The following is a 12984-nucleotide window of genomic DNA, read 5'->3' as shown; positions in this document are numbered from 1 at the left end:
AGGTAAACCTGGCGAGGCGATTTAACGACGCGCTTGCAACAGGCTGAATAGCAACATCCCCGCCAGCATGGCAATCGCAAACACCCACGCCTGCCAATGCCCCGTCGGCAACAGCACCAGCGCCGGCCCGGGGCAGATGCCCGCAATGCCCCAACCGACCCCGAACAGCAAACTGCCGCCGATCAAGCGTCGATCCAGTTCACGACTGACCGGCAACTGCATAGGCTCCCCCAGCAATGACTTGGATTGTTTCATGGCCCAGTGAAACGGCACCCAGGCCACGGTAATCGCCCCGATCATCACCAACGCCAGGGAGGGATCCCACAGACCGGCGATATCGAGAAATCCCAGTACTTTGGCCGGATTGGCCATGCCGGCCAACAGCAGGCCGATGCCGAACAACAGGCCGGCGAGGAAAGCCGTGAGTTTTTTCATGTTCAAAACCCCAGTAGATGGCGCAGCACAAACACGGTCACAAAGCCCGCGAACATGAAGCTCAACGTTGCGACGATGGAGCGTGGTGACAGCCGCGAGATACCGCACACCCCGTGGCCACTGGTGCAACCAGAGCCATAACGGGTGCCGATGCCGACGCACAGTCCGGCGATGATCAACCCGACGATGCCGGACTTGAATTCAATGGTCGGCCACACCTGAAACAGCGCCCACAACAGGGGCGCCGCCAGTAGTCCGAGGATGAACAAGGCTTTTTCGCCCCGTCCCGAATCACCTGGCGATAGCAGACTGCCGAGCAATCCACTAATCCCGGCGACCCGTCCATTGGCCATGACCATCACGCTGGCCGCCACGCCGATCAACGCCCCGCCTGCCAACGCGGACCAAGGTGTGAAATGCAGCGTATCGAGCATCATGGCAACTCTCCAGGCAGGTAAGGGACAACATTAAATCACTCTTTTACCTGAGCTTAGGGCAGCCGCCGCGAGAAGGCGCTACGACCAAAAGATCAAAGTTTTTATCGGCGCGTCACAAACCATAACGCTGGATCGTCATCTCGTTGAATCCCCCCAAACAGTGGAGCAACACGATGTCGTCCAACACCCAACCGGTCAACCTGCTGCAATCGATTCCTCAGGTGTTCGAAAGCCTGACCCAGGTCCATGTCACCCTCGACAGCCACGATCTGGACCCCATCCTCAAACACTTGCTGCACCTGCGTGCCTCGCAGATTAACCAGTGCGGTTTCTGCGTGAAAATGCACACCCGCGAAGCCCGTGAGGCCAATGAAACCAACGAACGGCTGGACCGCCTGATCGTCTGGCGCCACGTCAGTGATTTCAGCGCCGCCGAGCGCGCCGCCCTGGCCTGGACCGAAGCCCTGACCGTGCTCGATGAAAAGACCGACTACGCCAGCCTGCGCGGTGACTTGCGCGACCACTTCAATGACGCGCAAATCGGCGCCTTGACGGCCGAGATCGGCATGATCAACCTGTGGAACCGTTTGCAGGTGTCGAGGCACTGATTGATGAACTCCGCTGAAAACGCCGCCGCTGTGTTCGAGCAGCGCCGGCCCTTTTTGCTCGGTCTGGCGTATCGCATCCTCGGCTCCCGCGCCGAAGCCGAGGATGTCGTGCAAGAGCTGTTCATCAAATGGCTGGAGGCCGACCGCGCCGCCATTGCCACGCCGGCCGCCTGGCTGACCACGGCGTGCACCCGGCACTGCATCGATTTGCTGCGCTCTGCTCACACGTCGCGGGTTGATTACATCGGCACCTGGCTGCCGGAACCGATTCACACCACCCATCACGATTCACCCGAACACCGGCATGAACTGGCCTCGTCGCTGTCCACCGCGTTCCTGTTGCTGTTGGAGCGGTTAACCCCCAAGGAGCGTGCGGCGTACCTGCTCTACGAAATTTTCGACATGGATTACGCGCAAGTCGCGGATGCGGTCGGGGTTCAAGAGGCTGCCTGCCGCAAACTGGTGTCCCGAGCCAAGGCCAGCCTCGGCAGCGGGCAAACGCGCTTTCAGCCGGAACCGGCGCGTCAGGACCAGTTGCTCAGCGCTTTCCATAGCGCCATCGCCAGCGGCTCGACCAACGCTCTGATGGCGATGCTGAGCGAAGACGTCGAACTCTGCGCCGACAGCGGCGGCAAGGCCTCGGCGATCCGCGAAACGTTGTCTGGCATGTCCAGCGTGCTGGATTTCATTGGCCAGTCGTTGCACGTCTATTGGCAGACTTGCGAATGGCTGCCCAGCGAAATCAACGGTGCTCAAGGCGTGATCATCAAGGCGGATGGGGTCATTACTGCGTCGATAACCTTTGGGTTTGACGAAGCGGGGAGGGCGAGCCGGATTTTCATCATGCGTAACCCGGAGAAGTTGGCGGGGTTGCAGGATTTGTTGGATGTGCAGTGACTCAGTGCAGCAGCGTTGTGCCCCAGAGCGAAGGGATTTGCAATATTGACGGTATACGGTGAGCTCCAATTAATGCCATTGACGCGTTATTTCCTGCCACTGATCGTCTGACAGCCACTTATCTGCCACCGGAAAGAAAATATTTTCCTCCGAGTCCATATGATCGAAATATTTTTTGATGAAATCCTCGACAGTGTCAGCAATTACTCTCGTTTCCAGAGTTGTGTCCTCCAATGTCTTCAGCTGTCCGGCAATGCGTCCAAATGCTTGGTGATCTCGCTCGATATCCTTGACCCGTTGGTGGATCGGTGCCTCAGTCGCTAGCAAGGCCAGCCGAATAAGTTCTTCATTTTCGTGGTGGTGTCGCTCTGCATCACCATGCAAGGTTTCCAGCATCTTGAACAACAGCTTGCAGTCATCAGCACCATCGGGTTCATGCTTCATCTTTCTCAGCAACTCTTTGATCCGAGTAATTTTTATAGCCACCTCATGATGATAGGCCTGAAGTTCTTTCAACAAGACGTTCATATCAAATCCTCACGACACCAAATCATCACAGAGAAATATTCTTTAACCAGCAATCTCCAAGGATACCCAAGCCTTTAAATTTCCATATTTATCAATAGCTTTCCAATCGCGCCCAGCAGAACTATTTACCCTTTTGAGTATAGGCGAGCACAAAGATCTCACCTCCGGAAATTTGCCGTCCTCGTCACAGGGATCGCGTTCGCAAGATCCCGCAGGTGAGCCATTTGCACTATCCCACCCCCTCGCGGTCGTAATCTTCACAGGGCGGCGCATGAATGCGCCGCCGTACGCGTGGAGATCCAATGAGCCAGGACGTCCTGACCACCGAAACCAATCGCCGTCAGTTGCAGCAGATCATCGCCGGCCTGTCCGATGGGGTGATTCTGCTGGAGCTCGACCAGACCCTTCTCTGGGCCAATGACGCCGCGTTGGCCATGCACGGCGTCGGGCAACTCAGCGAGCTGGGGGCGGATGCCAGGGAGTACGCCAAGCGCTTCGCCTTGCGTTATCGCAATAATCACCCGGTTCAGACCGACAATTATCCGATCAGCCGCGTCGCCCGAGGCGAGTCCTTCAGTGATGTGTTGGTTGAGGTGACGCCTGCCGACGACGAAGAGCGCACCTGGGTTCACAGCGTGCGCAGCATGGTGTTGGCCGACAGTGCTGGCAAGCCGGAGTCGCTGGTGCTGATCATGAACGATGTCACGGAGTGGGCCAGCGCCGAACAGCGTTTCGAAAAAACCTTCAATGCCAACCCGGCCCCGGCGGTGATCTGTCGCCTCAGCGATTTACGCTACATCAAGGTCAACCCGGGCTTCCTGGAGATGACCGGCTATACCCGTGATCAGGTGATCGGCCGTTCGACCTATGAACTGGACGTGCTGGAGGGCGCCGAAAACAGAGACCTGGCCAAGCAGCGGTTGCGCGAAGGGGTGACCATTCCGCAAATGCAGGCGCAGTTGCAGTTAGCCGAAGGTGGCAGCAAACAGGTGATCGTCGCTGGCCAGCCCCTTGAACTGAACGACGAAGCCTGCATGCTGTTTTCCTTCGTCGACATCGAGCCTCGGCATAAAGCCGAAGTCGCCCTGCGCCAGAGCGAGGAACGTTTTGCCAAGGCTTTTCGACTGACCCCTGTGCCGATCCTGGTGTGCAACGCCGTCGATCAGGTGGTGATGGACGTCAATGAAGCCTTCCTCGATACGCTCGCGTATTCCAGTGAGGAAGTGCTTGGTAAATCGGTAACGCAGATCGATTTTATTGATGACACAGGTGCCCGCGCGCGACTGTTTACGGCGCTGGAAAAAAACGGAAGCGTGGATCGTGTCGATGTCCGGGTACGCAAGAAAGGCGCCGGGCTGATCGATTGTGCGGTCTCGGCCGACACCGTGAACATTCAGGACCGGCCCTGCTACCTGCTGGTGTTTATGGACATCACCGAACGTAAACGCACGGAGCTGGAGTTGGTGTCGGCGATCGAAGAGGTCATGAAAGACGCCTCCTGGTTCAGCCGCACGCTCATCGAGAAACTCGCTAACGTGAAAAACGTCAACTCGCCGCTGTTGCCTAGTGTGTCTTTCACCGACCTGACTGCCCGCGAGCGTGATGTGCTTGGCCTGATTTGCGAAGGCCTGGCCGACAAGGAAATCGCTGCACGGCTCAAACTTGCACCGAATACGGTGCGCAACCATGTCTCGACGGTGTATTCCAAGCTCGATGTTCACAGTCGCAGCGAGGCGATTGTCTGGGCTCGCGAGCGCGGTTTGTTCTCCAGCGAGTGGCGGCCCAAGGCTCAGCGTTAGGTGCAAATGCACTACTCGATGGGGTGCAAATTGATGTTCTGGACGGGGGCGGCAGTTCTTAGGCTGTAAGGGTGCGATACAGGTCTTCGGGTATCGCGTCCTTTCAAAGCAGCGACAGGAACTGCCAGATGAATTATGTGACGCAATTGCGTATGCAACTGGAGCGGAGCTTTTCGCCGTTGGCCTGTGAGTGCAAGGTTACGGGTGAACATTCACTGACGGTGAAGCTCTATCATCCGGTGTCGGGGCAGGTGGATCTGGTGGTCAGTGGGTTGAGCGTGGCCAACCTCAGAACGCCGGAGGCGGTGGCAGCGTTGATCGAAGAGCTGCGTTATGAACTTGAGAGCAACACGTTGCGTTGTCGCGAGACATCTTAGGAACTGTCAGGTTTTGCCGACGGTCGTACAAGGAATACGAGAGTATTTTTCTGTGACCGGTCCGCGGATACGCGGTGAGAACGTTGGGTCGCGGAATATGTCGATCACTTACCGCGGGTCAATCTATGAAAAGTCTTGGGAAACGCACTTTTACAACACTGTCGTTCGCACTCTGCATGGCGATTCTCGGGGGGTGTGCGAGTCCTCCGCCGCCACCTCCCGCTGCACCGCCTCCACCCCCTGTGCGCACCTGCCAAACCACTGAAAATACTGATGTACAAGGCGATGTGAGGGCTGAGGGGCAGGTGACCCGGGAAACGACGCTCACTCGTTGCGTCACTCAATAAGCCTCCATCGGTTCACGTTGAACCGCCAGCGGCACTGTGCTGCTGGCGGGTATCCGCGCGTTTCGCTCAGACTTCCTCGATCCTAACCCAACGCGACTCCCGCGCTGCCAACCGGATCGCCGTCGCCAGGCGTTCGACTTCCCACGCCTGTTCGAAATCCGTTCCACCCTGAGACAAGCCTGCCAGCGCCATCACCAGATCATGGACTTCCAGCGTCTTGAGTTCGTTGTAACCCAACTGATGCCCTGCCGCCGGACTGAACGCCGCATAACCCGGTAGATTCGGCCCTGCCAGCAAGCGTTGGAAACCGTCCTGGCCGGCACGAAACAGACGCAGTTCATTCAGGCGCTCCTGATCGAACACCAACGTCCCTCGGGTGCCGCTGATTTCAAAACTCAGGTGATTCTTGTAGCCGTGCTTGAGCCAACTGCTGCTGAACGTGCCACGGGCGCCGTTGGCAAATCGCAACAAGGCGTGGACCTGATCGTCGACCGCGATACTGCGTTGTTCCGGGCTGCCCGCCGTGGCGGGACGTTGCCGGTGCACGGTCTGGGTGTCGGCGCTCACTGCCTCGACATCGCCCACCAGATAGCGGGCCATGGCCAACAAGTGACTGCCCAGATCGGCCAGTGCGCCACCGGCATGATCGGCATCGCAACGCCACGACCAGGGCGACGCGGGATCGGCCATGAAGTCTTCGCTGAATTCGCCCTGGAAACTGATGATCTGACCCAAGTCGCCGTTTTCAATCAGCTCCCGAGCCAGCCCGATCATCGGGTTGTGCTGATAGTTGTAACCCACCCGCGTCACCACGCCCGCCGCTTTGGCCGCCAGACGCATGGCGTCGGCCTGTTCCAGATTCACCGCCAACGGCTTTTCGCAATACACCGGCTTGCCGGCGGCGAGGGCGGCCATGGCCATGGGGTAATGCAGGTGGTTGGGTGTGGTGATGGCGATCAGATTGACCTTGGGGTCATCGATCAGTTGCTGCCAGTCGCTATGCGCGATGTCGAAACCCCAGGCGTCGGCGCAGTGGCGGGCACGCTGCGGATCGGCGTCGGCCAGGGCGGCGAGTTTGAGCTTGAGGGGCAGTTCGAAAACCGCACTGACGTTGCGAAACGCCAAGGCATGGGCGCGGCCCATGAAACCTGTGCCGATGAGTCCGATACCGAGTTCGCGCATAGCCGGGGTCCTTTTGGGATTTTGTTTTCAGGAGGGGTTATTTATGGAATAAATATTCCTTATTTGCAAATGGTGGAATTAATATTCTTTCGCGTGTTCGTTCCCACGCTCTGTGAACGATCATTAGCGCAAAAAAAGAAGGCAGCCCGAAGGCTGTCTTTTGTTCATCCGGTAAATCGGATCAGGACAAGAACCCACCATCCACATTCAACGAAACCCCAGTGGTGTAACTCGACGCATCACTGGCCAGATACAACACCGCTCCCGCCATCTCACTCGGGTCCGCCACACGCTTGAGTGGAATCTGTTGCAATGCGGTGTTCAAAATAGCCTCGTTTTTTACCAGCGCCGAAGCAAATTTGGTGTCGGTCAGGCCCGGCAGCAGGGCGTTGCAGCGGATGCCGAACTGCGCGCATTCCTTGGCGAATACTTTGGTCATGTTGATGACCGCCGCTTTGGTCACCGAGTAGATGCCCTGGAAGATCCCCGGCGAGATGCCGTTGATCGAGGCGACGTTGATGATGCTGCCGCCGCCGTTTTCGCGCATCAGCTTGCCGGCTTCCACAGACATGAAGAAGTAGCCGCGGATATTCACGTCGACGGTTTTCTGGAACGCGCTGAGGTCGGTGTCCAGTACGTTGCAGAACTGTGGGTTGGTCGCCGCGTTGTTGACCAGGATGTCCAGGCGCCCGAACTGTTCGCGGATGCCGGCGAAGACTTGGCTGATCTGTTCCATTTCACCAATGTGGCAAGCCACCGCCGTGGCTTTGCCGCCGGCGGCGATGATCGCGTCGGCCACGTGCTGGCAGCCGTCGAGTTTGCGGCTCGAGACGATGACGTGGGCGCCTTGCTGGGCCAGCAGTTTGGCGATGGCTTCACCGATACCACGGCTGGCGCCAGACACGAATGCGATTTTGCCGTCGAGGTCGAACAACTGAGTCTTGGACATGGTTTTTCCTTGTTATTGGGGGCCAGTGGCGTGATCAGAGGCTGGATTTCGAAATGACTTGCAGGCTCATCTGCTCCAGCAGTTTGTTCATGTGAATGAACTGTGCGAAGCGTTTGTCCTGAGTCTGACCATGGAAGAAGCGGTAGTAAATCTGCTGCACGATGCCGGCCAGGCGGAACAGGCCGTAGGTGTAGTAGAAGTCGAAGTTGTCGATCTGGATGCCTGAACGCTCGGCGTAGTAATCGACGAACTCACGGCGGGTCAGCATCCCCGGGGCGTGGCTCGGTTGGCGGCGCATCAATTGCACCGGTGCCGGGTCGTCGGCTTCGATCCAGTAGGCGAGGGTGTTGCCCAGGTCCATCAGCGGGTCGCCGAGGGTGGTCAGTTCCCAGTCGAGCACGCCGATGATGTCCATCGGGTTGTTCGGGTCGAGGATCACATTGTCGAAGCGGTAGTCGTTGTGGACGATGCTGGAGGTGGGGTGATCGGCCGGCATCTTGTCGTTGAGCCAGGCTTTGACCGCTTCCCATTTTGGCGCGTCCGGGGTCAGGGCTTTCTCGTAGCGATCGCTCCAGCCTTTGATCTGCCGCGCGACATAACCTTCGGGTTTGCCGAGGTCACCCAAGCCATAGGCGTTGTAGTCAACCCGGTGCAGTTCGACGAACTTGTCGATGAAGCTCTTGCACAGCGTTTCGGTTTTCGCCGAATCCAGACCCAGTTCCGGGGGCAGTTCGGAGCGCAGGATGATCCCCTTGACCCGCTCCATCACATAGAACTCGGCGCCGATCACCGATTCATCGGTGCAATGCACGTAGGCTTTCGGGCAGTACGGAAAGCCGTCCCGGAGCTGATTGAGGATGCGAAATTCGCGGCCCATGTCGTGGGCGGACTTGGCCTTGCGGCCAAACGGCGGGCGACGCAGGACAAACTCCTGTTCGGGGTATTCGAGCAAGTAGGTGAGGTTCGACGCACCGCCCGGGAACTGGCTGATCTGCGGCAAACCACTCAGGCCCGGAATGTGGGCCTTGAGGTACGGATCGATCAGGCTGGCATCGAGCTCTTCGCCGGTGCGGATACGGGTGGACTGGTCAGTAAGCGCCATGCTTATCCCTTCTGCTTATTTTGGAGGCCAGACATCATTGGCTAATCTAATGGTGCGCCGGGGGGAGCCACAAGCGTGGCACGGTCTTATAGGTTAGCGTGTTGCTGGATAATCAACGTTCCTGATGTGCGAAAGCAGCCTCGGCGGACTATGGTTCAGGGGAGGGTACTTCCAGGAAGGAGGTTTGAAATGGGTTGTCCGCAAGTCTGTGCCACCGCAACCCTGCAGTGCAGCTTCGGCGCGGCGCCAGCCGTGCTCAACGTACTGCCGGTGAATCGCATGCTGACCGCAGGCATGCCGGCGGCGAACATCATGGATCACATCCCGCTGGTCAACGTCATGCCGTTCGGCACGTGCATGAGCATGGCCAACCCGATGGTCGCGGCCGCCACCGCCGCAGCGCTTGGCGTATTGACGCCGATGCCCTGCATCCCGGCCACCGCCTCCCCGTGGCTTCCCGGTGCGCCAACGGTTTTGTTGGGCAACATGCCGGCCCTGGATGCCAACAGCATCTTGATGTGCAACTGGGCGGGGGTGATCAAAATCGCCATGCCGGGGCAGATGCAGATGCTGATTCCCTGAAAATTGATGTGGTGTCGACGGGCCTCATCGCGGGCAAGCCTTGCTCCTACAGGTGATGTGTGATCACAAATGTTGTGCGCAACACACAATCTGTAGGAGCAAGGCTTGCCCGCGATGAGGCCATCACATCCAACCCAAACCTCAAGCCTGCGCCGGATCCGTCCATCGTCGAACCCACCAGCGCACCCGAGAAATCGGCTTGCCCTCGGCATCCAGCGGTCGCCCATCGCTGGCAAAACCCTGTTCCGGCTCCACCAACTGTCCATTGAGATAACGCGCATCGACCGCGGTTTTACCGTTGGGATGAAAACGCTGATAACGCCCATCGCGTACACCGTCGCGGTAGCACTCGGCCTCAGCCAGTTGCCCGTCGGGGAAGTAATTACTGGCCTCCCCATGCAGCAAGCCCCGGCGGTAACTGGCCTTGCGCTGCAGCCAACCCTGGGGCGCATAAAAACTGGCGACCCCCTGCAGTTTGTCACGCACATAGGGCAATTGCGCCGACACCTTGCCGTTGGGGTGATACAGCAAACTCGTGCCCTGCAATTCACCCTGGCTGTAATTCAGATCCGCCTGGGGCCGACCGGCTTCCTTGATATGCAGCGGCCCTTCCAGTTGGTCATCGATCAGGCGGCCGTCCATGTGACTGTCACCACGGTCCAGATCCACTTTGCTGGATGACATCGTCGTAACCCTCCTAGTTGACCTTCACCAAGCCGCCCTTGATCGTCAGCATGCCGCCACCGTCCACCGTCTGCTCGGCACCGCCCTTGTTCATCAGGCTGACCCCGGCGTCGTTGGTCAGCGTGGTGCCGGCCTTGTTGGTCAGCGTGGTCCCGGCCGTATTGCTCAATGACGTTCCAGCCTTTTGACTGACTGACGTGCTGGCCTCGGCCGCCAGATCCGCACCGCTCTTGATTGAAAAACTGCCGCCACTTTGCAACGTGAGGGTTCCGGTCACCTTGATCGTCAGATTGCCGTCCACGGTCAGGCTGTAATCGCCAGTGACCTTGTGTGCGTAATTGCCGCCGGTACTGTGAGTCTGGTCGGCACCGACCGTGACCGTGCGGCTGTCCTTCACGTCGAGGCTGTCGCTGCCGGTCTGGATCGTCACGCTGCGCTTGCCTTTCTCCAGGGTCACGGTCTCGTCGCCTTCTTTCACCGTGCGGGTGCGGGCGTTCTGCACCGTCAGGGTTTCGTCGTGGCCGACGGTGGCGGCGGTGTCGTTGAGTACGTTGATCTTGAAATCCTTCTGCGCCTGGAGAAAAACCTCTTCGGCGTCCTTCTTGTCCTCGAAGCGCAACTCGTTGAATCCACCGCCACCCTTGGACGATTGGGTCTTGATCCCGGACTGGGTCTGGTTCGCCGGCAACGCATAGGGCAGGGCGTTGTCACCGTTGTAGACGCAACCGGTCACCAGCGGCCGGTCCGGGTCGCCATCGATAAAGGTCACGATCACTTCCTGGCCGATGCGCGGCACGAACTGCATGCCGAAGCCCTTGCCGCTCCAGGGCAGCACCACCCGGACCCAGCAGGAACTGGTTTCATCGTTCTTGCCATCGCGGTCCCAAGGGAACTGCAACTTGATGCGGCCGTATTCGTCGGTCCAGATTTCTTCGCCGGACTTGCCGACGACGATAGCGGTTTGCGTATGCATCCGTGGTTTGGGCGTGGTTCGCGCCGGGCGAAACGGCGTGGCTTTAGGTATGGCTTCGAAGCGATTGCGATAATCCTCGTGACTGGCTTCGTGGGTAACTGCTGTCACCACCCAATCGATGTTCAACGTCGCGTCGTCATGCCCAGCAAGGGTGAACCAGTGCCCCGGCACCAGCCAACGGCAGTCGCTTTCACCGACAAAACGCTTCTCCTGACTGCGCAACCCATCGACCCGCTGCTTGGTCAGCGCATCGCCGCGAGCCTTGGCGTTATAGCCACCCGGATGCTCGTACATCGAAAGCGGTCCGGTCACCGCTTCAGCCTGGCCGTAGAGCGACGTGGTCGGCGTGGTGAACTCATAATCCGTCGCCCGATACACCCCGGCGACGGCTTGCATGCACACCTGGCCGGAGCGGATGCCGTGCAGTTCGCGCTCGCCCAGTTGCTGACCGAGATAGGTGATCTTCGGCCCGTTGGGAATCTGCGGGAAAGCGTCGTTGCTGTCCCCGAGCACCAGCGTGTGCTTGCCATCCTCGTGGGTGAAAAACCAGAAAATCCCTTCCTCTTCCAGCAACCGCGAAACGAAGGCGAAATCGGTCTCGCCGTACTGCACGCAATACTCGCGCGGGGTGTAGCTGCCGGTCAGGGACAGTTTGAAATCGGTAAAACCATGGGCCTTGAAAATCGTGGTGACGATGTCCGAGGTCGCAAGGTTCTGAAACACACGGTTGTTGCTGGCCAGGGTCAGCCACCAGAGCCATGGTCTTAACACCAGTTGATAACGTTCGGCGGTGGCATCGGCGGGGAGCTGGCGGATTTCAGAGACCAATGCATCGAACGGGCGGAGCAGAGCATCATTGTGCAGGGTGGTGGTGACGTGAGTGGCGACGGCGGTGGTCAGGGCGAGGGAGGCGCCGTCGTTGAGGCCGTTGAGGGTTTGCGAGCCGAGTGAATTGAGCGCTTCTTCACCGGACAGCGATTCAGGGTAAAGCGCCGACAGCGAGGTGGCGGTGAGAGAAAGGGTGGTGTTGCTGTCGGTGGTACGGGGCATTAATCAGGCTCACTGGTAGTCTTTGATTTAATTGAAACCCAACATCGGCTTCCCTGACTTTAGAGCAATAGTCGCGAATTGAAGTTTTAGCGCGTTAAAAGCAGTGTCGTTCCCTGGATTGGCAAAGGTCGGCGGTTCCCAGTTGTCATGGGCTGAACCCTGTGAGCGATTGTCCGAATCGACCGTGCTGAAGTCTCGCTCATCGGCCAGGGTGGGGTTGAAAACGTGTCCGGTGGCGGCGGTGAATTCCGAGAACCAACTTTCACAGGCCACACAGGGTCTTTTCTTGCCTCCAAGGTTGCCCTTTATGGACAGGTCATAGCCCTTGCCTGTGATGGCCGCCATCATTAGCGTTATCTCTGCATGGGAGGCGGTGCTGGAGATGCAGACAAGTGATTCGGACTCATCGTTGGTGATGATTTTTTTTAACGTTGTGAGTTTCTTGATCGGTTCAATGGGGTAGTTTTTATCAGATAACTTATCGAGGGTTGCCATGACGCCCGCTATTTGGCCTTCCGTGAGTTTGATCACAAGCGTATTTTCATCCGGTGTATCAGTGGCGGGCGCGCCTTTTGCTTTGCCGGGCTTTTTAGGTGGGGCTACGGACCCTGGCATCAATCGGGCTTTTATTGCCTTTATATCTTGAGGGGTCGTCCAGTCGCCATTGAGGTTGCCATTACGTGAGGATTGCAGCCATTTATTTTCTTCGCTGTATCTGGGGATTTTAGAGATGGCTTTGTCGGTGTCTCTTGAAAACATAATATGCAGCAAGCGTGTCGCTTCCATGATTGTTTTAACATTCACGGGGCCAGATTTTATTGTGTCCAGCAATACGCAGCAGGCCAGGTGCACGTATTTTGATTCGCCTGGGTTACCGCTCACGTAGATGATATTGCCGCGGGTGCTCGTATAGGCCTGGATCTCGGTAATTTCCTCTCCCGTGGAGTCTATGTTCTTGCCAATGACGGTCAGCACCGAACTGAGGATACACAGGTGAGATGGGTTAGTCGCCGATAGTGTGTTCATTCCGTGCT

The 12984-nt window shown here is 58.1% G+C and carries 14 protein-coding genes; 5 read left to right on the top strand and 9 right to left on the bottom strand.

Annotated features, from left to right (window positions below):
- Window positions 1-21: 21 nt before the first annotated feature.
- Window positions 22-435 carry a DUF6691 family protein gene (locus IB252_RS16245; RefSeq protein ID WP_192409523.1) on the bottom strand — a complete coding sequence of 138 codons (414 nt, stop codon included), beginning with the start codon at window positions 433-435 and terminating at the stop codon, window positions 22-24.
- Window positions 436-437: 2 nt separating this feature from the next.
- Window positions 438-872 carry a YeeE/YedE family protein gene (locus tag IB252_RS16240; RefSeq protein WP_111452246.1) on the bottom strand — a complete coding sequence of 145 codons (435 nt, stop codon included), beginning with the start codon at window positions 870-872 and terminating at the stop codon, window positions 438-440.
- Window positions 873-1045: 173 nt separating this feature from the next.
- On the opposite strand from IB252_RS16240, the gene IB252_RS16235 reads away from it, so the two are divergent.
- Window positions 1046-1480, top strand: a complete 435-nt coding sequence (locus IB252_RS16235) for a carboxymuconolactone decarboxylase family protein (RefSeq protein WP_192409522.1) — start codon at window positions 1046-1048, stop codon at window positions 1478-1480.
- A gap of 3 nt (window positions 1481-1483) precedes the next feature.
- Window positions 1484-2377, top strand: coding sequence for an RNA polymerase sigma factor SigJ (sigJ, locus tag IB252_RS16230; RefSeq protein WP_192409521.1), 894 nt, complete (start codon window positions 1484-1486; stop codon window positions 2375-2377).
- Window positions 2378-2446: 69 nt separating this feature from the next.
- On the opposite strand, the gene IB252_RS16225 is transcribed toward sigJ, so the two are convergent.
- Window positions 2447-2905 (bottom strand): hemerythrin domain-containing protein, encoded by a 459-nt coding sequence (locus IB252_RS16225; protein WP_111452249.1) that lies wholly within the window; start codon window positions 2903-2905, stop codon window positions 2447-2449.
- A 302-nt stretch (window positions 2906-3207) separates the two neighbouring features.
- Here IB252_RS16225 and IB252_RS16220 point away from each other — a divergent pair, with 302 nt between their 5' ends.
- Both IB252_RS16220 and IB252_RS16215 read left to right on the top strand, forming a co-directional pair.
- Entirely contained in the window at window positions 3208-4704 is a 1497-nt protein-coding gene (locus IB252_RS16220) for a helix-turn-helix transcriptional regulator (RefSeq protein ID WP_111452250.1), read from the top strand.
- Window positions 4705-4832: 128 nt separating this feature from the next.
- A complete protein-coding gene (locus IB252_RS16215) occupies window positions 4833-5081 on the top strand; it encodes a DUF1652 domain-containing protein (protein ID WP_192409520.1) in 249 nt (82 codons plus the stop codon).
- 413 nt (window positions 5082-5494) lie between these two features.
- On the opposite strand, the gene IB252_RS16210 is transcribed toward IB252_RS16215, so the two are convergent.
- The 3 genes from IB252_RS16210 to IB252_RS16200 form a co-directional block, all read right to left on the bottom strand.
- Window positions 5495-6610 (bottom strand): Gfo/Idh/MocA family protein, encoded by a 1116-nt coding sequence (locus IB252_RS16210; protein WP_192409519.1) that lies wholly within the window; start codon window positions 6608-6610, stop codon window positions 5495-5497.
- A gap of 181 nt (window positions 6611-6791) precedes the next feature.
- Window positions 6792-7559 carry an SDR family oxidoreductase gene (locus IB252_RS16205; protein WP_008149805.1) on the bottom strand — a complete coding sequence of 256 codons (768 nt, stop codon included), beginning with the start codon at window positions 7557-7559 and terminating at the stop codon, window positions 6792-6794.
- Window positions 7560-7593: 34 nt separating this feature from the next.
- Window positions 7594-8661: a phosphotransferase family protein gene (locus IB252_RS16200; protein WP_192409518.1), complete on the bottom strand. Its 1068-nt coding sequence runs from the start codon at window positions 8659-8661 to the stop codon at window positions 7594-7596.
- A 189-nt stretch (window positions 8662-8850) separates the two neighbouring features.
- On the opposite strand from IB252_RS16200, the gene IB252_RS16195 reads away from it, so the two are divergent.
- On the top strand, window positions 8851-9243 hold the full coding sequence (locus IB252_RS16195; RefSeq protein WP_192409517.1) for a DUF4280 domain-containing protein: 393 nt from the start codon (window positions 8851-8853) through the stop codon (window positions 9241-9243).
- Between the two features lie 141 nt (window positions 9244-9384).
- Here the strand turns inward: IB252_RS16195 and IB252_RS16190 are convergent, their stop codons facing one another.
- The 3 genes from IB252_RS16190 to IB252_RS16180 are packed head-to-tail and all read right to left on the bottom strand — an operon-like array spanning window position 9385 to window position 12976.
- Window positions 9385-9927 carry a toxin-antitoxin system YwqK family antitoxin gene (locus tag IB252_RS16190; protein WP_192409516.1) on the bottom strand — a complete coding sequence of 181 codons (543 nt, stop codon included), beginning with the start codon at window positions 9925-9927 and terminating at the stop codon, window positions 9385-9387.
- A 13-nt stretch (window positions 9928-9940) separates the two neighbouring features.
- On the bottom strand, window positions 9941-11950 hold the full coding sequence (gene tssI, locus IB252_RS16185) for a type VI secretion system tip protein VgrG (RefSeq protein ID WP_192409515.1): 2010 nt from the start codon (window positions 11948-11950) through the stop codon (window positions 9941-9943).
- A gap of 27 nt (window positions 11951-11977) precedes the next feature.
- A complete protein-coding gene (locus IB252_RS16180) occupies window positions 11978-12976 on the bottom strand; it encodes a hypothetical protein (RefSeq protein ID WP_192409514.1) in 999 nt (332 codons plus the stop codon).
- Window positions 12977-12984 lie beyond the last annotated feature (8 nt).

The organism is Pseudomonas sp. PDM10 (assembly GCF_014852295.1).
GTDB lineage: Bacteria > Pseudomonadota > Gammaproteobacteria > Pseudomonadales > Pseudomonadaceae > Aquipseudomonas.
Note: the sequence above shows the minus strand (reverse complement) of the source record. Positions and strands in the feature narration are given on the sequence as shown.

Excerpts from the sequence above, each read along its gene's own strand:
- IB252_RS16245 (WP_192409523.1), bottom strand. The coding sequence starts at position 435 with ATGAAAAAACTCACGGCTTTCCTCGCCGGCCTGTTGTTCGGCATCGGC.
- IB252_RS16240 (WP_111452246.1), bottom strand. The coding sequence starts at position 872 with ATGATGCTCGATACGCTGCATTTCACACCTTGGTCCGCGTTGGCAGGC.
- IB252_RS16235 (WP_192409522.1), top strand. The coding sequence starts at position 1,046 with ATGTCGTCCAACACCCAACCGGTCAACCTGCTGCAATCGATTCCTCAG.
- sigJ (WP_192409521.1), top strand. The coding sequence starts at position 1,484 with ATGAACTCCGCTGAAAACGCCGCCGCTGTGTTCGAGCAGCGCCGGCCC.
- IB252_RS16225 (WP_111452249.1), bottom strand. The coding sequence starts at position 2,905 with ATGAACGTCTTGTTGAAAGAACTTCAGGCCTATCATCATGAGGTGGCT.
- IB252_RS16220 (WP_111452250.1), top strand. The coding sequence starts at position 3,208 with ATGAGCCAGGACGTCCTGACCACCGAAACCAATCGCCGTCAGTTGCAG.
- IB252_RS16215 (WP_192409520.1), top strand. The coding sequence starts at position 4,833 with ATGAATTATGTGACGCAATTGCGTATGCAACTGGAGCGGAGCTTTTCG.
- IB252_RS16210 (WP_192409519.1), bottom strand. The coding sequence starts at position 6,610 with ATGCGCGAACTCGGTATCGGACTCATCGGCACAGGTTTCATGGGCCGC.
- IB252_RS16205 (WP_008149805.1), bottom strand. The coding sequence starts at position 7,559 with ATGTCCAAGACTCAGTTGTTCGACCTCGACGGCAAAATCGCATTCGTG.
- IB252_RS16200 (WP_192409518.1), bottom strand. The coding sequence starts at position 8,661 with ATGGCGCTTACTGACCAGTCCACCCGTATCCGCACCGGCGAAGAGCTC.
- IB252_RS16195 (WP_192409517.1), top strand. The coding sequence starts at position 8,851 with ATGGGTTGTCCGCAAGTCTGTGCCACCGCAACCCTGCAGTGCAGCTTC.
- IB252_RS16190 (WP_192409516.1), bottom strand. The coding sequence starts at position 9,927 with ATGTCATCCAGCAAAGTGGATCTGGACCGTGGTGACAGTCACATGGAC.
- tssI (WP_192409515.1), bottom strand. The coding sequence starts at position 11,950 with ATGCCCCGTACCACCGACAGCAACACCACCCTTTCTCTCACCGCCACC.
- IB252_RS16180 (WP_192409514.1), bottom strand. The coding sequence starts at position 12,976 with ATGAACACACTATCGGCGACTAACCCATCTCACCTGTGTATCCTCAGT.